Raw genomic sequence first — 24922 nt, forward strand, 5'->3', positions numbered from 1 at the left:
TAGAAAGTTCACTATTCTAGCTTTTAAATTTTTTTGAAAAAGCTTGATTCTATACCATGCATAGAATACTTGCTGCTTAAATTCGCAACCTATTATATCATTTGTATCGCAGAAATGCATCTTACAAACACCCTTTTTTGATTTGCAGACTTCTCTAGCATAACCTAATCAATATATTGGTCTCTTTGTCCTTTATAAACCTGCCAAAGAATCTCCATTTGTTCCTTGGTGATGCGTTTTTCAGATAAGGCTGGCAATTGGTCAATGGCAAAAAATTGAAGGTCAGCAATTTCTTGATTCTCTTGAAATTGTCCATCAAGAAGCTTACATTCAAACACAAACTTTGCATATTGTTTGCTCTGTAGTTGGGAACGATTGGTGTCAAAAACTGCAAGTAACCTTTCAGTTTTTGCTGTAAAACCGGTTTCTTCTTCAATTTCTTTAAGAATATTTTCAGTTGGAGAATAGCCGACTTCACCAAAGCCACCTGGCAAAGCCCAACTTTCCTCTCCTTGCCCTCTGACTAGACATACTTTTTCATCCTCAACAATCCAAGCACGGACGTCCATCAGAGGAGTTGCATAAGCACCAGTTGGTCTCAGAAGCTCTGTTACTTCCTCTTGCTTTAGTTCTGTAGTTTCTCTCAAAATATCAGATAAGATCGCACGCAAGTCCTCGTATCGCTCACAGTCAAAAGGATCTTTTGTGAAGGTTAATCCAGTATCCGTAATGGCTAGCATTCTTTGCAGATACTTGGTAAAATCACTTGCATTCATTCTCTAAACTTTCTACCAACTTGGCTAGATTCATGGAGTTAGAGCCTTTGAGCAGAATCTGGTCGTTCGTACCAAGGCTTGCCTTAACCTGCTTGACAAGACCTTCAAATTGGTCTTCGTCAGCTGTCTTCTTGAAGTAGTAAACGTGGCCGATTGGGAACATTTGACTAGCCAGCTGGCTTAATTCGGCAATGTCTTCTCCATAGAAAATAACGGTATCCAGCACATCTGGCGATAGGCTCAAAATCATCTGATTATGGAGTTGGATAGATTGGTCACCAAGTTCCTTCATGTCTGCTAGAACAGCGATTTTCTTGCCCCCTTCGTTGGCTGGGATGGCAGAGAATGTCTCCAAAATCAACTTCATAGCAGTTGGATTGGCATTGTAAACATCTGACAGAATATCTGCTCCGTTGGCAGCTTTCTTCCACTCAGTACGATTACGCGTCAAGTCAAGATTTTGGAAGGCTTGACGAATCTGTTCCTCTGACACTCCTTCTTGCAAGGCAACGTAGGATGCAATCATAGCATTGGTGGCATTGTACTTACCAGTCACTGGCAAATCAAGGGTTTGTTCCAAAAAATTAGCCTTAAAGGTCAGACTATCCTTGCGCTCAACCAAGTCTGTGATTTCCAACTCTGCCCCTTGCCCAAAACGAACTACCTTTTTATCAGTAGGCAAGTAGTCCTCTACAATCGAGTCAGCCGGTGCCAAGAGCAAGGAGCCAGGCCTCATACCATCTGCAATTTGCATTTTTCCTTTAGCGATTTCCGAACGGTCTTTGAAAAAGGCTAAATGAGCTTCTCCAACCAAGGTCACGATGGCTGTCTTAGGATGAGCCAATTCAGACAAAAGATGGATATCTCCCAAGTGATCCTGCCCCATCTCCAAGACCAACTTTTCTGTCCCTTCAGGCATGTGGAGAACTGTGTAGGGAAGCCCAATCTCATTATTGTAGTTTCCTTGTGTTTTGTAGGTCTTGTAGGTTGTTGACAGTAAATGCGCCAGCATATCCTTGGTTGTTGTCTTGCCATTTGAACCTGTAACAGCAAAGACATCAACAGCCGTTTTCTCAAGATAGTAGGCAGCTAGGGTTTGAAAGGCAGTCAACACGTCGTCTACTAGGATGTAGGGTTGATTTGCAACCTTTTTCTCGGATAAGGTTACTACTGCACCATTTTCAAAAGCTGTTTCGATAAAGTCGTGACCATCACGCGCTCCCTTGAGCGGAACAAACAAATCTCCTGCAGTGATTAAACGACTGTCAAACTCAGCCTTAACTAGCGGACTATCTGGATAAACTGTCACATCATTTTTAGCCCTAACAACTTGCGCTACTTCATGGATTGTTAATTTCATTTCTACTCCTTTAAAAAGGGTTGAAGTCCAAGAACTCTAATCACCTACAGTGACAGTTCTGGCTTCTACCCTCTCTTTCATTTTTATAGCAAATGCGCTTCGCGCTTGTCAAAACTTTCCTTGGCAAGGTCAACCAATCGCTCGATTAAGTCTGGATAGCTGATTCCCATATTGTCCCAAAGTAGTGGATACATAGACCACTGGGTGAAACCTGGCATGGTATTGAGCTCGTTGAGGAAAACCTCTCCCTTATCTGTATAGAAGAAATCGCAACGAGATAGACCGAGCCCACCAATCGCACGGAAGGCTGTTTCTGCATTTTGGCGCATGACAGCTACCACATCATCACTGATTTTGGCTGGGATGTCCATAGTAATCTTGTTGTCAATATACTTGGCATCGTAGTCATAAAAGGCAACATCCTTGACTACTTCCCCTGGAAGCGTGCTTTTGACATCGTAGTTGCCCAAGAGACCAACCTCGATTTCACGGGCATTAACCCCTTGCTCAACCAAGACACGGCTGTCATATTGGAAGGCAAGTTTCAAAGCTTGACGGAGTTCTTCTTGATTTTCAGACTTAGAAATACCGACACTTGAACCCATGTTTGATGGTTTTGTGAAGACTGGATAAGTCAATTTTTCTTCAACTTCGGTGATTTTAGAAGTCACATCATCGCCTTCAACGATGGCCACATAAGGAACTTGGGCAATCCCGACAGATTCTAAGACACGCTTGGTCGTGATTTTATCCATGGCAAGACTAGATGACAAGATGTTACAACCGACGTAAGGCATTTTCAAAACTTCAAGGAATCCTTGAACTGAGCCATCCTCTCCCATCGGACCATGAAGGACTGGAAAGACCACTGCACCATCTTCGTAGATAGCACTTGGTGCAACTTTCTTATCCCAATCAATGGTTTCATTGGTCATAAGACGATCCTCTTGACCTGGAGTATGGCTAAATTCTTGCGTTTTAATAAAGTCACCTGACTGGCAGATGAAGAAAGTCTTGACTGTGAAACGGTCGTAGTTGACCGCACGCATGACACTTTCAGCTGAAAGAACAGAGACTTCACGCTCTGCACTACGTCCACCGTATAAAAGAATAATCGTTTGTTTCATATTATTTGTTCCAATTCTAATAGAATACTCGTTCTTTAGTATATCATATTTGCTTCTTTTTTGAAACTTGAACCTGATACTGGTCTTCAATAAATCTAAAAAGAGACCGATAAAACAACTGTCGATCTCCGTGATTTTTGTATAAATGAATTGAGTTTGTTAATTTGTCTAGACTTACAGCTCTGTTCGATTTTCAATGGCTCGTAAGAGTGTAACTTCGTCCGCATACTCGATATCTGCTCCCACAGCGAGACCTCGTGCTAGACGCGTAACCTTGATCCCAGCTGGCTTGAGCAAACGTGAAAGATACATGGATGTCGCTTCACCATCTGCCGTAGCATTTGTGGCCACAATCACTTCTGAAACCTCGCTATCCATCAGACGAGTCATGAGACTCTTGAGATTGATATCATCTGGACTGATACCATTCATGGGAGAAATAAGACCATGTAAGACATGATAGAGTCCATGGTATTCTTGGATGTTCTCCATGGCTGCCACATCACGACTATCCTCGAGGACTAAAATCGTTTTCTGGTCACGACTTGGATCGGTACAGATAGAACAAGGATCGTCATCAGTCAAACGACCACAGATGGAGCAATAGGTTAGCTCTCTCTTAGCAGAAAGGAGATTTTTAGCAAATTCATTGACATCGTCATCAGACATTCCAATAGTATAGAAGGCCAGACGGGTAGCCGTCTTAATCCCGATACCCGGTAACTTCGAATAACTGTCAATTAGCTTAGCAATAGGTGTTGGATAAAGCATATGTTCCTTTCTAATTCATTGGATGATGTTGGTTATAGAGGTTGATAATATCGCGCGCAATAGAAGGTCCGACACCATTTGTAAGGTTGGTGTTATGAGGGAAGACAACAGCTACAGCGATTTGAGGATTATCTGATGGTGCATAAGCCACAGCATTGGTATTGTTAGCTTTTTGACCTCCCTCAACATAACTTTCGGCAGTACCTGTTTTACCACTAATGGATACAGCTGCACCATTGGAAAAGGCACGACCTGTCGTCAGAGCACTCCCACCATGTGAAACTTGATAAAATCCTTGTTGGAGGATGGAAACATCAGACTCAGAAATATTAATTTTATTCATTTCCTTGGTATCAATAGATTGGATTAAGTTCCCTAAGCCACCTTGTTCATTATTTCCATAAATTCCCTCAACAATGTGAGGTGCAATTCGAACACCATTGTTAGCAATGGTTCCAACATACTGGGCCAATTGCATTGGGGTGTAGTTATCAAACTGACCAAATGCATTGGTAATGTAATTAGCAAAATTATACTCTTTTGGTATAAAACCAGTTGACTCATCTGGAAGATCAATACCTGTTGAGGCTCCAAGACCATATTCAGCAAATGTCGAACGAAGTTTCCCCATAGCGGATTCTAAATTGTTAGTTAAAACAAACATATTGGGTTGATAGGTCTGCCCCATAATGCCCAAAGCCGTTTGAACCATATAGGCATTAGAAGAATACTCCAAGGCTTCCACAGCTGTAATCGGGAATGAACCGTAGGCTTGAGTATACCAAGAATTAATCGGAGCTGAGCCTTGGAAGACAATCGGTTGGTCTGTCAAGGTCTGGTTCCCTGACAAGACTCCATTCTCCCAACCAGAACTGATGGTCGCCGCCTTGACAACCGAACCTGGGACAAAGACATTGGTTACCGTTCCCAAGGAATCAGGCGTCAACTCTCCCGTTTTCAAATCATGTTTGAGCCCTGACATAGACAAAACTGCACCTGTTTTTGGGTTCAAAGCAACTGCATAAACACCTTCAGAATATCTGGCTCCTCCATTTCCTAACTCGGAATTGAAATAACTCTTAAGAAGATTGTCCACGCTATCTTGAAAGGCCAAATCGATGGTCAGTTTAATATTATTCCCTTTGGTACCATCTTCGATATTTTCGACACTTTCCATATTGCCATACTTGTCTAGCTGGATTTCTTTCACAGAACGTTTTCCTTGCAAGGTTTCTTCATATTGTTTTTCTAGATAAGAGGTTCCAACACGGTCATTTAGAGAATAACCCTTTTTGATATAAGCATCTGCTTCTTCAGCTGGAAGACCAGCTTTTTCACTGGATACACTTCCTACTATAGACGCAAGTGAAGTCTCTAGGACCTTTCGATCCCACGAAGTTGAAATACTGATACCAGGTAAATTCTTAGAGGCCGAAGCTATCAAAGCAATCTGAGTATCTGTCAAGGAATCTGTCGCAATGGTTCCTGTCGCAAAATTTTCAACTGCATTAAGTTGGCTAAAGAGGTAAATTTCTTTCTTTTCGTCATCAGAGTAGGTCAATTGACTTGGATCGATACTTTCAACAGTATTATTGTAAAGCTCGGATTCAGATAATTGATTGCCATCAGAATCAAGTCGCTTCTCACGTGGTAAACTTTCCACTGCTTTCTTATAGACATCTTGATCTGCTAGATAATAGTCTGCTAACTGTCGGTCAGTCAATGTTGGAGAAGAAACTTCCACATAAGCCAGCAACTTCTTGGCTGTTTCTTTTAAATCTGCAGCCGTCATTTTGTTGTTTCGAGTAAAGGAAACAACTTGCTTGAGTGTATTTTCTACCAAGGGTTTCCCTGTTGCATCGTAGATTTGGCCACGAGCTGAGCTGGTTGTCACCCTAGTCTGGCTGGCTGATGCCAACTTTGCTTCATAGAAATCTTTATTCAGCACCTGCATGTATAACAATCGACCGATAATGGTCATAAACAGTAGGATAACAATGGCAAACAGTAAATTAAGCCGAATCGGAATCGAATGGCTATTGAATTTTCTCATACAACTAAGACTCTTTTCTAGAAAAATTTTCGATTTTCACCTTTATTTTCCCTAAAATAATAGAGCAAACAGGTGAAGCTCGGTACTTTTCATTGTACCATATTTTAAGGAGAAACTCTTGGAAAAGTCGAAGCATTTTTTGACTTTTATCTGAAAATGCCTTTTTATTTGGTTATCCTATCTTCTATGATATAATGATAGTAATAGTTAAGAAAGCGTTAACCTTTAAGACTTTGACTCATAAAAAGGAGCCTCATGAACAAGCCAGACATCGCAACCATAATCGACCTCCATTTTGAAGAATTAACCGAGCTTGAGCAAGAAATCGCTCGCTATTTTTTACAACCTGAAACGATCCAAGATGATCTTTCTTCTCAGCAAGTTACCCAGAAATTACATATCTCCCAAGCAGCGCTGACCCGCTTTGCTAAAAAGTGTGGTTTTACAGGTTACCGAGAATTCATCTTTCAATACCAGCATCAGGCTAGTAAACAGGACACTCATTCGCACAAACACAGCCCTTTGACCAAACGTGTTTTGCGAAGCTACAGTATCATGCGAGAACAAACACAGGATTTGATCGACGAAGAACAACTGGAACGAGTCGCCCAGTTAATCGAAGATGCTGAGCGTGTCTACTTCTTTGGAACAGGCAGTTCCGGTCTTGTCGCTCGTGAGATGAAACTGCGCTTTATGAGACTAGGTGTTGTCTGTGAAGCCTTAACCGATCAGGATGGCTTTGCATGGACGACCAGCATCATGGATGAAAATTGTCTCGTACTCGGTTTCTCACTTTCTGGTACAACTCCTTCTATTTTAGACAGTCTTTTAGATGCAAAAGAGATGGGGGCAAAGACTGTACTCTTTACAAGTGTTCCCAATAAAGATAGTCAAGCCTATACAGAGACCGTTCTTGTTGCCAGCCACAGCCAGCCTTCCTACATTCAACGGATATCCGCTCAACTCCCCATGCTCTTCCTTATAGATTTGATTTATGCCTACTTTTTGGAAATCAATCGTGAGAGCAAGGAAAAAATTTTTAACAGCTATTGGGAAAATAAAAAACTCAACGGCTATCGTAGACAAAAACGCGTTAGAAAATCCTAGTTTGGTTGGACCAAACTAGGATTGTTTTGTTTTGAAATGATAATAGGCTCATAGGTGGTCTTTCCAATCTTTCTCCTTGTGCTAATGCCTTCTTTATCTGTGTTTTCAGTTCTTCCATAAATTCCCCTTTCCGTTTTTGAATTTTTGACAACAAAAAGGAAGTATCGGCTATCTGCTTTTACTTCCTCTCTATAATTTTATTTAATTGTTTTATTTTGACAAACTGGCATTTTTTAAATATCTTTACCTGATTTCAGTTCACCATTTTTCAAAAATGGACTAATCAGTTCCATCCACTCTAAAGGTAAATAAGTTGATAAATATCCATGATTGTAACCTTTAGATTCATAAAGAGTACAATCTGGATGCATTTTTTGAAACAATTTTGCTGATTGCTTGACACAGTCCATTTCTTTTTCACCGTAAATATATAAAACCTGTGCTTTACTCTTTGCAATAGAATCTTTCAATCTATATTTCGCCATATATGTTCTATACATTGTCACTAGTGTCTTCATTGGAAGTCTTGGCATATCTTCCATATAATAGTTTTCTATTTCTTTTGGATATGCCATTTTAGGGTATATTTTTTTCATTAGATTAAGTTGCATTTTACTTACCGATTTGCTAAACATAAGTTTTCCAAAGAGTTTTACAATTATTATGCAAATTTTTGCCAATCTAGGCTGAGGTATACAAATACTGCCATCTATCATTGCTTTCTGAGCTATATTATCATCTAATGATAATAACTCCATCGCAATTTGTCCTCCTAGAGAAACACCACCTAATGCAAACAACTTCCCACCACAATTATCTTTTATATAATCCATTATTATCTGTGCTGAATATTCAGTTGAGATATAATCTCTTTGGTATTCTTCTCCATGTCCATCAAGAGTTGGTAAAATCACATGGTACTCGTCTGATAGCATACGAGCTTGCCTAAGATAATTCCACCAAGAATTACCCCCTCCATGTATCAATAATATATGCAGAAAATTTTTATCTCCAAACTCATGAAATTTCATAACTCATACCCCGATAAATTCTAATTTATCAATTTCTCGTCCATCTCATTATATCACTTTTTCTTCTTGGCTTAGGTTTAGTATTTGGAAACAAAGTATAGAGCTTGCACCATCTTCGCTATCTTAAAAGGAATCTCCTCTCATATATTTTTCGATGGTAGGAATTCTGCTCTTATCGTTCTTTTTTGTAATTCTTCTTTGTCCTTCTCATACCAATGAAGCAAGGTCGCCTAATGGTCTTGATAGACCTTTTCGCTACTTTTCATATACTGGACAGTTTTTCTATCATCAAAAAAAGAATTAAGCCGAACATTTTCACTCAAGTAGTGGTTAAGTGTTCTTCTTAATTCTATAACTCCAAACTAGGATTGTTTTGTTTTGAAATGATAATAAGCTCCCAACATACCAGCTGTATTTTGGTGATGGGCAAATTCTAATCGTGTTTTTTCAGCTAGACTTGGTACTAAGGCTGCCTTCAAGGCTGTGCGGATCTTCGGTTTGAGGATCGCCTCTTGCCCCATAATACCGCCACCGAGAATGACCACTTCTGGATTGGCAACGTAGCAAATATTTGCCAGACCTTTCCCAAGGTAATCTACCATGCGATCAATGCCAGCCATACAGATCTTGTTTCCTTCAGTAGCTTCCTTGAAAATGCGTCGGCCATTCCACTGATCAACTGAGTCACCATGAGCTTCTGCTACATACTCTACCAAGGCTGTCGTAGAAGCCAAGTCTTGGAAAGCTCCATCCTGCATATGCATATAACCGACTTCGCAAGCTGAGTTGCTAAATCCATGGAAGACTTTCCCATCCATAATCAAGCAACCACCGATACCTGTTCCAATGGTCAAGCAAAGTGTCACACTCGCTCCCTTGCCTGAACCAGATACTGCCTCAGCAAGACCTGCGCAGTTGACATCATTTTCAATTTCACAAGGAATATTAAAGCTAGTCTCGATTTCCTTTTTGAACTGAGTTCCTGCGTAGTTAGGAATTTGAGGACCAGCATAGAAGATTTCACCCTTGTCAGGATCCACCATTCCCGCTGAAGAAATGGCAACACCTGCTACTGGGCCTTTTTCTAAATAGCTGGAAACGATATCTTTTGTTTTTTGTAAGATATGGGGTCCACCCTTTTGCGCCTCAGTTGGCATTTCATGCGATTCAACAAGTTGGCCTTCTTGGTCAATCAAACCATATTTGATGTTGGTTCCGCCAATATCAATTGCAACGTAGTGTGTCATAAATACCTCCTTATGGATTAGAGGAAGCGCTCCTTGGTTTCACGAATCAATTGTGCTGCTGCTTCTACAACTGGGCGATCTTCTTCAGTTACTGGTGTCAATGGCGAACGAACTGAACCAATGTTCAAGCCTTCATTGATCTTCAAGACTTCTTTGATTACACCGTACATATTTCCATGAGCAGCAGTCAATTTACCGATGATTGCATTGATAGCGTATTGCAATTCACGAGCTGTTTCCAAGTCTTTTTCAGCAATCAACTCATTGAGTTTCAAGAAGAGTTCTGGCATAGCACCATAAGTACCACCAATACCAGCTTTTGCCCCCATGAGGCGTCCACCTAGGAACTGTTCATCTGGACCATTAAAGACGATATGGTCTTCTCCACCAAGGCTGACAAAGGTTTGGATATCTTGAACTGGCATTGAAGAGTTCTTCACACCGATAACGCGAGGATTTTTCAACATTTCAGTGTAAAGACTTGGAGTCAAAGCAACACCTGCTAATTGAGGAATGTTGTAGATCACATAGTCTGTATTTGGTGCTGCAGCACTAATGTCATTCCAGTACTTAGCAACTGAGTACTCAGGCAAGCGGAAGTAAATAGGTGGAATCGTTGCGATAGCATCCACTCCCAAACTTTCCGCATGGCGAGCAAGTTCCATACTGTCTTTCGTATTGTTGCATGCTACGTGAGCGATAATGGTCAATTTCCCTTTGGCAACTGCCATAACTTCTTCCAAGATCAACTTGCGGTCTGCCACACTTTGGTAGATACATTCACCAGAAGAACCATTGACATAGAGACCTTGAACACCCTTATCAATGAAGTATTGAACCAAGGCACGCGTACGCTCTGGACTTACTTCTCCTTGATCATCATAACATGCGTAGAAGGCTGGAATGACACCTTCATATTTTTTCAAATCTGACATAGATTTTCTCCTAAGATTTCTTTTTTTCTGCTGAGAGCAGTTCTATTTTTTACAAGTTTAGTATACACCTTGTGAAAATCGCTTTCAATATCTTGTATACACTTAGATTTTAGTTTCTACTTGTATTTTAGAAACTGTATCGATTGAAAGTAGTTTCAGAAACAAGCCATTCTACTGGTATTTGGCGAAAATTTTCTCCATCAATCCTGCTTGGAGAAAGACTAGCAAACCAAAACCAAAGAGGATAAAGGCTGACCCACCCAAAAGGAGAGTGAAGGCGGATAGATAAAGAACCATCACAATAAGAAAGAGAATGGCTAACATGAGGAAGAACCATGGAAAGTTAAAACTTGCCAAGATAAGCCCTTTTTGCAGCACTTCTTTCCAAGACAAATCATAGCGAGCAGCGATGGGATAACTAGCCAGCATCACCAGAGTAAGGAAGATGAGAATCCCCAAACAAATAACTTTCACAAGCTGGAAGGGTAAAGCTGTCTGTCCCCAGAAGAGATAGAGATCTAGAAGGCTTAATGACACAATGCCCAACTCCAGCAAACCTAACTGGAAACCCAGTTTCAGATTTTGCTTGAAAGCTCTCAGATAGGTTCTGAAAACAGGTACTCGCCTGCTTCTCTTAATCTCAAACACGGTTTGGTAGAGGCTGATTTTTGCCACTCCAATCGTCACGATGGGCAAACAAGAGACGACAAAAAGAAGATTGGCTGTCACAATATCCAAGACCTTCTCACTGAATCGCATGAGAAAATTGTCTGTATCAAATGCTGCCTTGATCAGGCTTACTCCTTTTTGTGCCATGTTTGCTCCTCCTGATTCTTTTAGTCAATCAAAATTTTAAAGAGATATTTGCGAACCTTCTCTTCCATACCTGCATAGCCATTTGGCTGGTGCGGTTCTCCTGGGAAGAAAATCGCAAAATTGTGATAGCCCAACAATAGTGGGTATTTTTCATGACAATGGACAAAGCCAATGTCACTCGCTTCATCGAATGCTACCGCCTCGTCTTTGGTACGTGAACCGTAGCTCGAATATTCGTGTCCTTCTACCAGCAAATGCAAGTCTGCATAGTTCTTATGATGCTCAAATCGATCATTTTCAGCTTGATTGAGGACATTTTCCTGAACAACTAGAAAGACCTTGTCCCCGTCAATCTCATACTTACCGAGTTCGAAAGAATCCTTACGGTGTTGGTAGAGATAGTCGATAGCCTTGTCTAGATTGGGATGGATTCCCTTGTAAAAGGCGATGTTTTTCAAATCGTCAAAAATCATACTGTTTCCTTCGTTTCTGATAGTTAACTAAAATCATAAATTAAGTTGATAAGTGTCTAACAAAACTTCACGAAGTAACTGCATACTCTCCATTTTGTAGACACTTATGAAACTATATTTCTCTTAGTCTATAACATATTCTTCTGAATTTTGATAGACAGTTTTTCCTATACTCAATGAAAATCGAAGAACAAACTAGGAAGCTAACCCCAGGCAATACTTAAGTATGGCAAGGTGATGCTGAAGTAGTTTGAATTCGATTTTCGCAGAGTGTTATCCTTTAACAGCTCCCATAGTGATACCCTGAGTGAAGGATTTTTGGAAGACAAGGAAGACGGTTACGATTGGCACTGCTGCGAGAGCTGCACCCGCCATGATCAAACCGTAGTTGGTTGCCATTTCGGCCTGCATGGTCGCAACCCCGAGTGAGATAGTCAAGTTTTGACGTGAAGTCAACATAACCAACTGCATAAAGTAGTCGTTCCAAGTATTGATGAAGGTAAAGATCGCAAGAGCTGCAAATCCTGGTTTTACAATTGGGAAGGCTACGCTCCAGAAGGTACGAATCTCACCACATCCGTCGATTTTAGCTGATTCAAGCAATTCTGTTGGGATATTTTCACTAAATTGTTTCATGAGGAAGACCCCGAATGGCCATCCGATCAAAGGCAAGATAACTGCCCAGAGAGTATCGTGAATTCCCATGAAGTTGACGATACGTACCAATGGTACAAGGACAACTTGTTTTGGAAGTGCCATGGCAGCGATAAAGACTGCAAAGAGGATGCGTTGACCATAGAAACGTTTTTTAGCCAATACATAACCTGCTAGAGAAGAGGTTGCACAGACTAAGAACATGGTTACCAGTGAGATAAATACAGAGTTCCACATCCACTGCATAGCAGGGTTTTGCACCATGAGTTGTTGGAAGTTCTCCATGGTTGGCATTTTAGGGAACCACTGTGGCGGAATCATAATGGTATCAGGCTGTGATTTGAAGGCCCCTGTCAAGATCCAGTAGAATGGAAAGATGAACAGTACGGTCAACAAGAGCAAGATAATCGTTGAAATAACAGTGAAAGCTGTTAAAGGTTTCTTTTGTGTAGGTTGCATAACTGTCTCCTTTCTTTAGTATTCTACGTCATTTCCGAGGATCTTGAATTGAGCAAAGCTGACAATGGCAATCATCACTGCCAAGAAGACACCGATAGTATTGGCATACCCATACTCTGTCAATTGGAAGGCTTTTTCGTAAAGGTAGTACATCAAGGTACTTGTTGAGTAGTTTGGACCACCAGATGTCAACAACTGAATCAAAGCGAAACATTGGAAAGAGTTGATAGTCGTAATGATCGCGATGTAAAGAGTTGTTGGAAGGAGGCTAGGCCATTTGATCTTCCAGAAAACTTGGAACTCAGTCGCACCGTCAACACGCGCCGCTTCAACAAGTGAGTTATCAATATTCCCCATAGCAGCGATATAAAGGATAATCGGTTGACCAACAGATGTTGTCAAAAGGATAATCATAATCGCTAGCAAAGCCCAGTTTTTGTCACCCAGCCAAGAAATGTTTTGGCTGATGATATGGCTTGACTTAAGGACAAAGTTTAGAATCCCTGATAGGGGGTCATAGATCCATTTCCATACAACCGTTACGGCCACACTACCTGTAACTACAGGAAGGAAGAAGACGAAACGATAGAAAGAACGGGCAATCGCATTTTGATGATAGGTTTGAGATGCTACAAAGAGCGAGAAGAGAACCACAATCGGTACTGACCCAATAACCAGAATAACGGTATTGATCAAAGACTTAGTAAAGACAGGGTCTTTAAACATGCGAATATAGTTGTCCAAGCCCACAAACTCAAAGCTGGTCATGGAGTAGTTAAAGAAGCTTGTAATGAATCCCATAATCATAGGAGCCAAGACAAAGATAACAAAGAAGAACAACACTGGTGCTAGGAAAGCGTAGGAAATCACTGTTTCCCGCATACGAATTTTATTGACTTTCACAGTCGGCACCTCTCTTTCAAATAGAATAGTTTTTGATTTTCTTGAACTGTTTTAAAATCAAAATGAAATTTTTTAAGATTCGCTTATGTAAGAACTTCATTTTAATTTCGTGACAGTTCCTACCATTTCAAACAAAAGTCCCCCTTTTCTTACACCATAGTGCTCAGGGAAAAGGGGGGAATCAATCTGACTTAGTGCTTATTGTTTTGTAGCTTTTTTGATGGTTTCGTTAGCTTTTTCAGTGAAGGCTTTCAAAGCATCCGCTGGTTTTTCGTCACCATTTGATACAGATTGCAACATTGGGAACCAAAGAGTTCTCATTTCAGCAAATCCGTCGATAGTGTTGTAGTATGGTGAGTAGTATTTAGTCCAGCTGCTGATTGTTTCCATACGTTTATCATCATAAAGTTTGCCAAATGAAGTACGAACTGGGAAGGCACCTGTACGAACTACGTCTTTAGGACCCCATTCTTTGTCATCTGCGATGAATTGAACGAATTTCTTAGCTGCTGCGACTTTCTTGTCGTCTTTGTTGTTAAATACTGCAAATCCGTTTACAAGGTATTCAAGAGATGGTTTACCAGAGTCTGATGGGAATGGTACTTCTACCACGTCTACCTTACTTGCTTCCAAGAGTTTCGCTTGGATACCGTTTTGAGCTGGTGCCCAAAGGATTGTGTATGAAGTTTGACCGTTGGCAAAGTTTTGGATGTCTGCTCCACCGTCAAATTGTGAACCATTGTTCAATAAACCGTCTTTGATCCAGCTAGCAGCTTTTTCAAGACCTTTGACGAATTTAGGATCGTCAGTTGTATATTTTGTTACATCTTTGTCTGTTACAGAACCGCCATAAAGGTTTGCGATGAAGGCACGTGTTCCTTGGTCTCCCCCTTGACCAGAACTGAACAATGAACCTGGTGTATATCCTTTATCTTTAAGCGCTTTCAAAACTTTTTCAAAGTCATCAGTTGTCCAACCTTCTTTTACAAGGTTTGCAACTCCAGCATCTTCCAACATTTTCTTGTTCATAGCCATGTAGAATGGAGCTGAACTGATTGGATACATGTAAGCTTTGTCACCAGCCTTACTTGCTTGTACGATGTTTTCATTATTGACATCTTTGACGAATTCGTCTGTGAAGAGATCGTTCAACTCAGCCAACTTACCATTTTTACCGTATTGGATGATACGTCCTGGTGCGTCAAAGAGTACGTCTGGCGCTGTTCCTGCTTCGATGGCTGTTGTGATCTTTTCAGGACCTGACTTGAAGTCGATAGTTTCCAATTTCACTTTTACATCTGGATTTGCTTTTTCAAAAGCTTCGATGATTGATTTTTCATAAGTTCCAACACCGTCACCAGTTTTTTCTTGTGTGAAGACTGGGAATGCCCACCAAGTGATTTCTGTTTTTCCGCTATCGCTTCCTGATTTTCCAGCATCTTTACTTCCACCAGAGTTACCACAAGCAGCAAGGCCAAGAATCGCAGCACCTGCAAGTACTGTACAAGCTAGTTTTCTAAATTTCATTTGTATTCTCCTAATTGTTAAGCGTGTCCATATTGGATAGTGAGTAAGCTTCTATTTGTATACGTTTTCATTTTATCCGACGCATCGACCACTCTCCTCTGTTTTGAGATTATGTTATTTAAGACCGGCAACGAAGCGTTCCGTGATCTCTTTTGGTCTAGTAATAGCTCCACCGACAACAATGCCTCGTACTCCATATTCAAGGATTTGCTTGGCTTGTTCTGGTGTGTGAATTTTCCCTTCAGCGATGACATCCACACCGGCATCGCAGAGTTTTTTGATCAGTTCAAAGTCTGGACCATCTACCTTAGGACTATAAGAAGTATAACCTGATAGAGTTGTTCCAACAAAATCAACACCTGCTTCAACTGCCGCAATTCCTTCTTCAAAAGTACTGGTATCAGCCATCAAGAGTTGATGCGGATATTTTTCTTTGACTTGTCGGATAAAGTCCTGAATTTCCAAACCATCATAACGTTCACGTTTGGTACAATCCAGAGCAATGACCTCAATGTCTAGTTCAGCCAGTTCATCAACTTCTTTCATAGTAGCTGTAATGAATGGCTCCTGCGGCGGATAGTCACGTTTGATAATCCCGATAATCGGGAGTTTCGTAACCTCCTTAATCTCCTTGATATCGCGAACACTGTTTGCTCGGATACCGACTGCTCCACCTTGCTCAGCCGCTTTGACTAGCAAGGGAATGACTCCTCCCGCTTCTGTATAAAGCGGTTCATGAGGAAGTGCCTGACAAGAAACAATGATTCCATCTTTGATTTGTTCAATCAAGGCTTCTTTGCTAATCTGTGGCATCCCATTTCCTCCTTTTCTTTGTTCCTATGGGCTTATTATATATCATTTGTTAAGCGCTTTCAATAGCTTATGGTGGAATAGATTTCAGTTTCAAAACTATTTTATAGAACAGACTATCCTGAAAGTAGTTTCAGGCATCTTAGAATTTCTTATTAGCACACCTTGAGCCGAAAGAAAAAGATAGCAGACTGAAAAACCTGCTATCTCCTTCTATTTTTACAAAGTAAAATGATTAAAATTATTCTCTTACTTTTCTCTCTTTTTCCCCATTGCAAACAAGCCAAGGAAGAAAGCTGTTAATCCTAGTGAGGCAAGGAGGCTACTCTCCTTGTTCCCTGTATCAGGAAGTGTCTGCTGAGCAAGAGGAGCTTTGTAAGTATAATCTTCTGCAGCAAGAGTTACAAGCGAATCAGTTCCCTTATATTCTGCAATTTCATGTACAGCTGCATCGGCTGCATTCACGCCACCTGTGTACTCTGGAAGTTCATGGACAGCTGCCTCAACAGCATTAACTCCGCCTGTAAATTCTGGCTTTTCAACTGTCGGAGCGGCCTCTCCACCCGCTGTGCCTAATGGGTCTGTATACTCTGGTACTTCATGAACTGCGGCCTCAACAGCATTAACTCCGCCTGTGTATTCTGGATTTTCGACTGTTGGGGCTGGCTCTTCGCCGGATGTCCCTAGTGAGCCTGTGTACTCTGGGACTTCATGAACTGCGGCCTCAACAGCATTAACCCCGCCTGTAAATTCTGGTTTTTCAACTGTTGGTGCTGGTTCCTCACCTGCTGTGCCTAATGAACCTGTGTACTCTGGGACTTCATGAACTGCGGCCTCTTCACCATTCACACCGCCTGTAAATTCTGGTTTTTCAACTGTTGGTGCTGGTTCCTCACCCGCTGTCCCTAGTGGGCCTGTATATTCTGGCTTCTCGACTGTCGGAGCTGCCTCTTCACCCGCTGTCCCTAGTGGGCCTGTATATTCTGGCACTTCATGAACAGCAGCTTCACTTCCGTTCATTCCATTCGAAAGCTTAGCCCCTGCCACAGAGACTGGTAAATTATGCATACTTTCAATTGCACCTTCTGCCAGACCTGTAACTTTTTGACCCATATCCTCTGAATCCACCGTAAATAGGAGGGTTTTCGTGTCATACTGGGTCATGAAGCGTGCTGTTTTACCGTTTGCCAATTGAAGGGTTGGTGCCTTGTTGACCAATACTTCCGAATCAAACTCCATAGCAAGGATGCCTGGCCATTTTTCAATCGCATATTTCACTTTTGCTTCTTTAGGAGAAATCCAATCCTTGGTCAAGAAATCCCAGTTGAATTTTTTATAGGATAAAGTATAATCGTTTTGATTGCCATCCGCATGCTCATAAAGCAAACCATATTCGCCATTTCCGAGTTCTTGGAGTGAGTTGTAAGCAAACTTACCACTTTGTATAGGATTGTGTTTCAGCCATGTCAACTCACCATTCTCCTCAACACGAGCCAGGTGAACCAAACCATTGTTGCGTCCAGGACCACCAGCATTGCTGAGTAGAATGTATTCCTTTCCTTCATGCATGGTGTGAATAGCAGACATTTGGACATAAACGTCTTTTACTTGAGGATAACGTTTGATTTCCTTATCCCACGTTGCTCCCCCATCATGACTGGTCGCAACCTGAAGATCGCCAGTCAACCCACGCATAAAGAGCTTGAGATCCCCATTATTCAACTGAACAACAGTTGACTCCGTATTTTGGGCACCTGGATTATTCATGGTTGAAGAGTGAATGGTTTGGTTGCCTACCGGACGGTTATCATTAACTGCTTCACCTGCTTGCCATGTTTCACCATGATCATCTGAATAAATTACACGAGATGATTGAGAACCACTTAGGTAGGAAACGTTGTTTGTTGTATAAACTGGAATCACCAGTCTTCCCTTATGAGGTCCTGTACGCAAGGCAATCCCAGTACCAGGTCCAGTTCCTAGGAAGTGCATCCAATCTTTCCGAATCCCATGTGTAATATCTTTTGGTGCAGACCAAGTCTTCCCATCGTCATCACTGTAGGACATCCATAGGTAGTTGGTATTGGAAACTCTAAAAATATTCTTCTCGCTATACTCAAAATAAATATTTCCGACTAGCTCATTCCCTTTATACAAATCCCCCTTATCGCTGTAGGCTGGTTTTTTAGGGTCAACGACAACACGATAATCTGTCTTTCTATTTTGAGGGTCGAAAACCTCTCCGTTTTCTCGAATCGTATAGCGACCTGATTCTCCTTGCTTATATAAAACTTGATAAACTTTATCTCCCACTTGTTCATAAGCTTTCGGAGCTTGCCCCGGCAATGAAAATACTGCCTTACTCTCAAGGAACATGTCATAAATTGCAAAAATTCTCTTTGTTTCAGGGTCTTGTACCAAGGCCATATCAATATTGACTGGAGATGGCCAATCTGCATGTTTAGCGTGCTCATTGTCACGAGGATTTGAGATTACGATTCGGTCTCCCCATGTTTTTCCATTATCTGAGCTACGACGAACAACCATCCCAATATCTCCCCAGTCAGAATGGTGCAAACGTCTTTCATCCGTTCCAGCAATCAGCGTTCCTTTATCTGTCTTGAGAAGAGCTGGGATACGATAACTCTTGATACCATCTTTATTTGGTTGATTGTTCCTACCACCTTCAAAGACGTCTTCTTTCTCAGTGACTTTTGCTCCCTCAGGAAGTTTCTGTTCTAATTCACCTCTTTCAAATAATTGACTTCGTGTTTGAACTTCATCTGGGCTTAAAGCACGATCATAAACAGTTAGGTTTCGTACTTGTAGGTTTGATGACCAAACTGTTTTATTGCCCCGTTTGGTTGCTCCAAGTTGAGCTTGATTAACATCTGGCATATCTTTGATGAAGTTACCAGATTTGAGACTTGTACGGGATAAGACACCGTTCACATAGAGACGAACTCGACCATGAGGTAACTCTGCTGTTGGTTGTTCGACAGTAAAGGTCACGGAATTCCATTGTCCTGGGCGAACTTTCAAAGGAGCATCTGTATACTTATCATAGAACTGCTCTCCGTTAGCGCCACGCCCTTCAATAAGAGCTGTATTATCAAGGACCGACATAGTAAAGTACTCATTTTCCTTGGTGTCACTGGATACAGAGAAGAGATTGTAAAAGCGTGGAGCTGATGCATCTGGTTTGAACTCCATGTGAACTGTAGCATTTTGAAGTTTCTTTAGTTTATCTAGTTCACTTGATAAATCAACTCTCTGACCATTTGCCGCATTGGTTTCAACATCTTCTTTTTCAAGGACAGGATTGGCATTTTTTAAATCTCTTGAGTAATAGTCACGAGGAATAGCCCCCTGATCCTCTGATTCCTCTTCCTTATTTGCTTCTTCTGCAGGGGTTTCCGTAGAGGATGGGGTTTCTGACTCTGCACTCTCATTTTTTTTCAAATGATCTTGGTCCACCTCAACGCCGTTGTCTTGAGCTGCTGCCAATTTACCAGCCAAATCCTTATCCAAATGAGCAAGTTCTCCCGAGGACACTTCTTTTGGCAATCCTGATAAACCTTGACCAGGTTCGACAGTTTCTGTATTGGCCCCTGCTGCATTGGCTTGCTCTTGAGCTAATACTGGATTTGCTCCAAATACTACTGTACCAATCACTACAGATGCCGCCCCAACTGCAAATTTTCTAATACCATATCGTCGTTTTCGATCAAAATCCCTATACTTCATTTTTTACCTTTCATATTCTTCATAAATAAAGCGCTTTCTTTTTTTCTTAAAATTTTTAGTTCCTCCAACTAAACAAGTAAAAAGAAAGTAACCGACTGAATGAGACCTCCCATTCTTCAAACGTCCACTGCTCTTACTCTCTGACCAAACAGCGGAAAGTTTCCTCCTTTCGCACAATGTCTTTCCCTTATTATACAATAAACTCTGAACTTTATAGCTAAATGATATAGAATAGATTCTACTTTTAAAACTATTTTAATATCTCAAGTTTCCTGAAAGTACTTTTCGATTTTGGAAAACAAAAAGGGAGCTCAAGGCTCTCTTAAACTTATTTTTTTACATAGGAAAAAGGAATCTCACTGCCACAGAGCCAGTTGTAGACTTGGTCATTGGCAAAGACATTCATGGCTTCGTGAGCATACTCTGGCATGATGCGATAGGTCTTATCGCAGGTCAGACGGTTGTAAATAGCAAACTGGGTAATAGGATAGCACACATCGTCATCCAAGCCCGTAATCATCTTGACCTCACCTTTAATACGATGGGCAAGATTTTTCACATCGATATAGGCAAGAGTCGCCATGATTTCCTCCTCTGTTTCATGGAAAGGATCGTGAAACTTGAAATATCGGAAGAGTTCATCATAGGCTTCACTGGTATTGCCAATCTCAAGCACTCGTCTAAAGTCTGACAAGAAGGGATAGATGGCAACTGTTTGCTGAATGCGAGGATTGAGCGCTGCTGCAACCAAAGCTAACGCCCCTCCTTGTGAAGCACCATAGCTAGAAAGTCTTTCCTCATCTACCTGAGGCAGACTGGCAACAATTTCAACCAACTGGTAAATATCCAGATAAACATCCTTATAAAAGAGATGCTCACGACCTTCCACAGCACCACGGATGATATGCCCTTTCACAGTATTTCCAAGAGGAGAACGCAAGCCGTCTTGCGAATAGCCCGACTGGCCCCGCACATCCATGGAAACAACACCGTAACCAGCCACAGTATAGGCCAGCATGTCAGCCCAATCCCAGCCACGTCCCATATAGCCATGGAAATGGAAAATTAGGGGAACTTTTCCCTCAGTCTTTGGAAGGACGACGCGTGCATAGACCTTGCCTTCATTAGTTCCCTCAAAAGTGAGCTCAAAGCACTTGACTCGGGGAATGTGGAAATCTCTTTCCTCCAACTGGTAGGCTGGAAGAGTGGAAACTTTTTTTAATTCCTCATCCCAGAAAGCATCAAAGTCTTCTGGAACCTCATCCCGTCCTTTATAAGTCTTAATTTCTTCTAACAAAGCTGGATTTTTCATAGCATGCTCCTTTAATTTTGTAATCGCTATCACAACTGTAGCATATCTAGGAAAGCAATGCAAGAAAGAATGCTAAATAGAAAGTGATTTTAGATTCTCTAACTTCAAACAGAGCACCTGAAAGTAGTTTTAAAAATAAAAAGAGCGTTTCCGCTCTTTGTGTATCAATAGGTGCTAGCTCCTTTCTCTTGTTTGACAGTTTGAAACTTCTTTTGGTAGGTTACTTTAATAGTCATAAGAAAGTCCTCGTTTCTTTTTTGTTGACACTATTATAAGAAATAATCCTAAAAGCTAGCTTAACATTTCCTTAGAGAAAGCTTAATCCAGATGTTCTCTTTTTTCTAGATGGAGAGCAATCATGCGCCATTCTGGATCCTCTTGCCAACCTTCTATAGAACTAATGTAGCTGGCAACCTTTCTGGCTTCTTCTAAAATCGGAAAATCTTCGATAATATCAGCCACTTGAAACTCTGGAAGTCCTGACTGTCTGGTTCCAAAAATCTCTCCAGAACCACGCATTTTCAAATCTTCCTCCGCAAGGACAAATCCATTGGTCGTTTCTGTCATGATACGCATGCGATCTTTCCCAGAATCCGTCTTGGGATTAGCCACGAGAACAGCATAGGACTGCTTGTCACCCCGACCCACACGACCTCTGAGCTGGTGAAGCTGACTGAGACCGAACCGGTCGGCATCCATGATGATCATGACGGTCGCATTGGGAACATTAACCCCAACCTCAATAACCGTTGTCGAAACCAGAATATCCGTTTTTCGCTCTTTGAACTCTTGCATGATCTGGTCTTTTTCGTCACTCTTCATCTTACCATGTAAAAGAGCCACTTCTGCCTTGCCAGCAAAATGAGCTGTCAACTCTTCTGATAAGGCAATGGCATTTTTCAGATCCAGAGCTTCAGATTCTTCAATCAAAGGAGAGATGACGTAGGCTTGAGAACCTTTTTGAATTTCTCCCTCTAACCAAGTCAAGACCTGAGGCAGCTGCTCATGCTTAATCCAACGAGTCACAATAGGCTTCCGTCCTGCTGGCATCTGGTCGATAATGGAAACATCCATATCGCCAAATGCTGTGATAGCCAGCGTCCGTGGAATGGGTGTCGCCGTCATCATGAGAACGTCAGGATTGTCCCCTTTTTCCCGCAGAACACGCCTTTGCCCCACACCAAAACGATGCTGCTCATCGATGATAATCAAACCAAGACGAGCATAATCCACTCCATCTTGTATCAGAGCGTGTGTTCCGATAATCAAATCGGCCTCACCCTTGGCAATGGTTTCCAAGACTTCTCTTTTTTCTGCAGCTTTTAAGGAACCTGTCAAGAGAGCGAGTTTCAAGTCTGGAAAAAGGTTCTGTAAACTCTCAAAGTGTTGCTCTGCTAGGATTTCTGTTGGCACCATAAGAGCTGCCTGATATCCAGCCGTCACCGCCGCAAACATGGCCAAGCCAGCAACCACCGTTTTTCCGCTCCCCACATCCCCTTGCAGAAGACGATTCATGTGATGGTCGGACTTCATGTCAGTCAAAATTTCCCGCAAACTCTTTTCCTGAGCTGGGGTCAGAGAAAAAGGCAGATTTTCTTTAGCAGCTGTCACCTTTTCCTTAGACCAATTCAGAACCAGACCGCTTCCCTGAACTCTATTTTCAGACTTGAGGGTCTGTAGCTGCATTTGAAAGTAGAAAAGTTCTTCAAACTTGATACGGCGAAGGGCCTGTTTGTATTCTGCCAAATCCTTAGGAAAATGCATAGCACGAACTGCCTGACAGCGGGACATGAGTTTGTATTTGTCCAGCAAAGACTGGGGAAGATTTTCCTCTATCAAGAGGTCCAACCCTTGATCAAAGGCTGTCTTGATAACATTGACCAGCCCTGCCTGACTGATTCCTTGAGCCAGACGATAGACTGGCTGGAGATCATCTTCCACCTGAGCCAGAACCTTCATCCCAGTCAGACTGGCCTTGGCACGGTCCCATTTTCCAAAAACAGCAAGAGTTGCTCCCAACTCTATCTTATCTGCTAGATAAGGCTGGTTAAAGAAATTCACCGCAAAAACGACTTCTCCCTGCTTGAGGCTAAAACGCAGGCGATTGCGCTTAAAGCCATAATACTGGACACTAGCAGGAGTCACTACCTGACCAGACAGAACAGCCTTTTCGCCATCTTCCAGATCTAGCACCTGCTTGGTCTTGAAATCTTCATAACGGAAAGGAAAGTAGAGCAAGAGGTCTTGCAAGTTTTCAATTCCTAGTTTAGCGTATTTCTCGGCTGACTTTGGTCCCACACCAGGCAAGACATGCAAGGGTTGATGTAGATTCATGCTCCACTCCTTTCTTTTCTTTAATAATATTCTCTCGGAATGCGGTCGCTGAGGAGACAAACCACCTCATAGTTAATGGTTCCACGGTAGGTCGCTACCTGAGTTGCTGTGATTTCCTTGTCCTCATTAGAGCCAATAAGGGTGACTTTGGTTCCCAACGGGTAAACCTTAGGCAGCCGAATAGTGATTTGATCCATAGATACTCGTCCGACGATTGGGCAAGCTTGTCCATCTACCAAGACAGTGAAATTTTGCATATCTCGTGTCCAACCATCCGCATAGCCGATTGGCACGGTCGCGATGACTTGCTCGCTATCCGCCTGATAGGTGGCTCCATAGCCCATGCAAGCTCCAGCTGGAACTGTCTTGACATGAACCAGAGCAGACTCCAAGGTCAAGGCTGGAGTCAAGTCATAAGGCAAGTTCAGAACCTCTCCACTTGGATTGAGACCATACATGGAATCTCCCATACGAACTGCGTTAAAAATAGTCTCTGCATGCCAGAGTGTCGTTGCTGAGTTGCTGGCATGAACCAGCTCTGGAACTTCCTTCATACTTGCCAAAATAGCTTTAAATCGTTCTAACTGGGTATTAAAATAGGCATCTGATTCTTCATCTGCAGTAGCAAAGTGGGTAAAAATCCCCTCAACGCGAGCACCGTGTTGTTGGAGCAAGGCTTGAGCCTGCTCAGCCTCACCGGCCTCTCTAAAACCAATCCTTCCCATCCCTGAGTCAATCTTGAGGTGAACCGTTAAGCCAGTTAAATCTGCTTCCTTGTCTAACAGTGCTTGAATCCACTCCACCCCAGCCACAGTCAAGGTGATGTCGTATTCTTTAGCCAGAGCAATAGCATCTATCTCAGAAACTCCTAAAATGAGGATTTTCTTGCTGAGTCCAGCCTGACGAAGTTCGATGGCTTCATCAATATTGGAAACGCAAAATCCATCAACATCATCCTGAATAGCCTTGGAAACGGCAACAGCCCCATGACCATAGGCATTGGCCTTGACCACTGCCCACTTGAGCGTTCCTTGTGGGATATGAGCCCCCATTTGCTGAATATTTTGTCGAATAGCTCCCAGATGAATCAGAGCCTTGGTTGGTCTATGTGGACTAGCTTTCATGATTTTCCTCCAAAATGACACTGGCTGTCACAAACTGATTTGTATGGCTGATCGACAGCCAAATCTTTCCTGAAAATGGTGACTGACTAAAATAGGGAGCCCCGCGTTCATTGTTCAAAACTTCCAAATCCTGAAAGGTCAGCTTGCCAATTCCTGTACCCATAGCCTTGGAAAAAGCCTCCTTAGCCGACCAGCGGCCTGCCAAGTATTCGATTTGTCTGCGCCCTTTGAGACTGGTAAAACGCTCCATTTCTTTAGAGGTCAGCACGCGCTTAGCAAAGCCCTCACGTCGTGTAACTGCGTTTTCTATCGAAGCCAATTCTTCGATGTCAATTCCGTGTCCAACTATCATACTC

The 24922-nt window shown here is 42.0% G+C and carries 20 protein-coding genes; 1 reads left to right on the forward strand and 19 read right to left on the reverse strand.

The window, feature by feature from the left end; all coding sequences use genetic code 11:
* Positions 1-164: 164 nt before the first annotated feature.
* From ACVBD2_RS07650 to pbp2b, 5 genes are all read right to left on the reverse strand, one after another.
* Complete coding sequence (locus ACVBD2_RS07650; protein ID WP_000994199.1) at positions 165-776, reverse strand: NUDIX hydrolase N-terminal domain-containing protein; 612 nt, start codon at positions 774-776, stop codon at positions 165-167.
* On the reverse strand, positions 763-2136 hold the full coding sequence (locus ACVBD2_RS07655; protein ID WP_000778761.1) for a UDP-N-acetylmuramoyl-tripeptide--D-alanyl-D-alanine ligase: 1374 nt from the start codon (positions 2134-2136) through the stop codon (positions 763-765). The genes ACVBD2_RS07650 and ACVBD2_RS07655 overlap by 14 nt, the downstream gene beginning before the upstream one ends.
* Before the next feature lie 83 nt (positions 2137-2219).
* A complete protein-coding gene (locus tag ACVBD2_RS07660) occupies positions 2220-3263 on the reverse strand; it encodes a D-alanine--D-alanine ligase (protein ID WP_461685531.1) in 1044 nt (347 codons plus the stop codon).
* Between the two features lie 174 nt (positions 3264-3437).
* Positions 3438-4034 carry a recombination mediator RecR gene (recR, locus tag ACVBD2_RS07665; RefSeq protein ID WP_060628648.1) on the reverse strand — a complete coding sequence of 199 codons (597 nt, stop codon included), beginning with the start codon at positions 4032-4034 and terminating at the stop codon, positions 3438-3440.
* A 10-nt stretch (positions 4035-4044) separates the two neighbouring features.
* The gene (pbp2b, locus tag ACVBD2_RS07670; protein ID WP_461685532.1) at positions 4045-6087 is read right to left on the reverse strand and encodes a penicillin-binding protein PBP2B; all 2043 of its coding nucleotides are present in this window, start codon (positions 6085-6087) and stop codon (positions 4045-4047) included.
* A gap of 255 nt (positions 6088-6342) precedes the next feature.
* Between pbp2b and ACVBD2_RS07675 the strand changes: the two genes are divergently transcribed.
* Positions 6343-7194, forward strand: coding sequence for a MurR/RpiR family transcriptional regulator (locus ACVBD2_RS07675; protein ID WP_001039482.1), 852 nt, complete (start codon positions 6343-6345; stop codon positions 7192-7194).
* Positions 7195-7427: 233 nt separating this feature from the next.
* Here the strand turns inward: ACVBD2_RS07675 and ACVBD2_RS07680 are convergent, their stop codons facing one another.
* The 14 genes from ACVBD2_RS07680 to acpS form a co-directional block, all read right to left on the reverse strand.
* The gene (locus tag ACVBD2_RS07680; RefSeq protein WP_173390503.1) at positions 7428-8225 is read right to left on the reverse strand and encodes an alpha/beta fold hydrolase; all 798 of its coding nucleotides are present in this window, start codon (positions 8223-8225) and stop codon (positions 7428-7430) included.
* Positions 8226-8587: 362 nt separating this feature from the next.
* A complete protein-coding gene (locus ACVBD2_RS07685) occupies positions 8588-9472 on the reverse strand; it encodes an ROK family protein (RefSeq protein ID WP_000150267.1) in 885 nt (294 codons plus the stop codon).
* 17 nt (positions 9473-9489) lie between these two features.
* Complete coding sequence (locus ACVBD2_RS07690; RefSeq protein WP_001281470.1) at positions 9490-10407, reverse strand: dihydrodipicolinate synthase family protein; 918 nt, start codon at positions 10405-10407, stop codon at positions 9490-9492.
* Between the two features lie 171 nt (positions 10408-10578).
* Positions 10579-11223 carry a YesL family protein gene (locus tag ACVBD2_RS07695; RefSeq protein WP_461685533.1) on the reverse strand — a complete coding sequence of 215 codons (645 nt, stop codon included), beginning with the start codon at positions 11221-11223 and terminating at the stop codon, positions 10579-10581.
* A 20-nt stretch (positions 11224-11243) separates the two neighbouring features.
* Positions 11244-11696, reverse strand: coding sequence for a NanQ anomerase/TabA/YiaL family protein (locus tag ACVBD2_RS07700; protein WP_461685534.1), 453 nt, complete (start codon positions 11694-11696; stop codon positions 11244-11246).
* A gap of 273 nt (positions 11697-11969) precedes the next feature.
* On the reverse strand, positions 11970-12809 hold the full coding sequence (locus ACVBD2_RS07705; protein ID WP_001183243.1) for a carbohydrate ABC transporter permease: 840 nt from the start codon (positions 12807-12809) through the stop codon (positions 11970-11972).
* A 15-nt stretch (positions 12810-12824) separates the two neighbouring features.
* On the reverse strand, positions 12825-13691 hold the full coding sequence (locus ACVBD2_RS07710) for a carbohydrate ABC transporter permease (RefSeq protein ID WP_001209417.1): 867 nt from the start codon (positions 13689-13691) through the stop codon (positions 12825-12827).
* Positions 13692-13910: 219 nt separating this feature from the next.
* Entirely contained in the window at positions 13911-15239 is a 1329-nt protein-coding gene (locus ACVBD2_RS07715) for an ABC transporter substrate-binding protein (protein ID WP_000672109.1), read from the reverse strand.
* A 114-nt stretch (positions 15240-15353) separates the two neighbouring features.
* Positions 15354-16052: an N-acetylmannosamine-6-phosphate 2-epimerase gene (locus ACVBD2_RS07720; protein ID WP_084874430.1), complete on the reverse strand. Its 699-nt coding sequence runs from the start codon at positions 16050-16052 to the stop codon at positions 15354-15356.
* A gap of 246 nt (positions 16053-16298) precedes the next feature.
* Complete coding sequence (locus ACVBD2_RS07725) at positions 16299-19796, reverse strand: SIALI-17 repeat-containing surface protein (protein ID WP_461685535.1); 3498 nt, start codon at positions 19794-19796, stop codon at positions 16299-16301.
* Between the two features lie 328 nt (positions 19797-20124).
* On the reverse strand, positions 20125-21108 hold the full coding sequence (locus tag ACVBD2_RS07730) for an acetylxylan esterase (RefSeq protein ID WP_000795094.1): 984 nt from the start codon (positions 21106-21108) through the stop codon (positions 20125-20127).
* Positions 21109-21426: 318 nt separating this feature from the next.
* Positions 21427-23472 carry an ATP-dependent DNA helicase RecG gene (recG, locus tag ACVBD2_RS07735; RefSeq protein ID WP_260468682.1) on the reverse strand — a complete coding sequence of 682 codons (2046 nt, stop codon included), beginning with the start codon at positions 23470-23472 and terminating at the stop codon, positions 21427-21429.
* The gene (gene alr, locus ACVBD2_RS07740; RefSeq protein ID WP_461685536.1) at positions 23463-24566 is read right to left on the reverse strand and encodes an alanine racemase; all 1104 of its coding nucleotides are present in this window, start codon (positions 24564-24566) and stop codon (positions 23463-23465) included. The genes recG and alr overlap by 10 nt, the downstream gene beginning before the upstream one ends.
* Positions 24556-24918 (reverse strand): holo-ACP synthase, encoded by a 363-nt coding sequence (gene acpS, locus ACVBD2_RS07745; RefSeq protein WP_461686301.1) that lies wholly within the window; start codon positions 24916-24918, stop codon positions 24556-24558. The genes alr and acpS overlap by 11 nt, the downstream gene beginning before the upstream one ends.
* Positions 24919-24922 lie beyond the last annotated feature (4 nt).

The sequence above is a fragment of the Streptococcus sp. KHUD_018 genome (assembly GCF_054861215.1).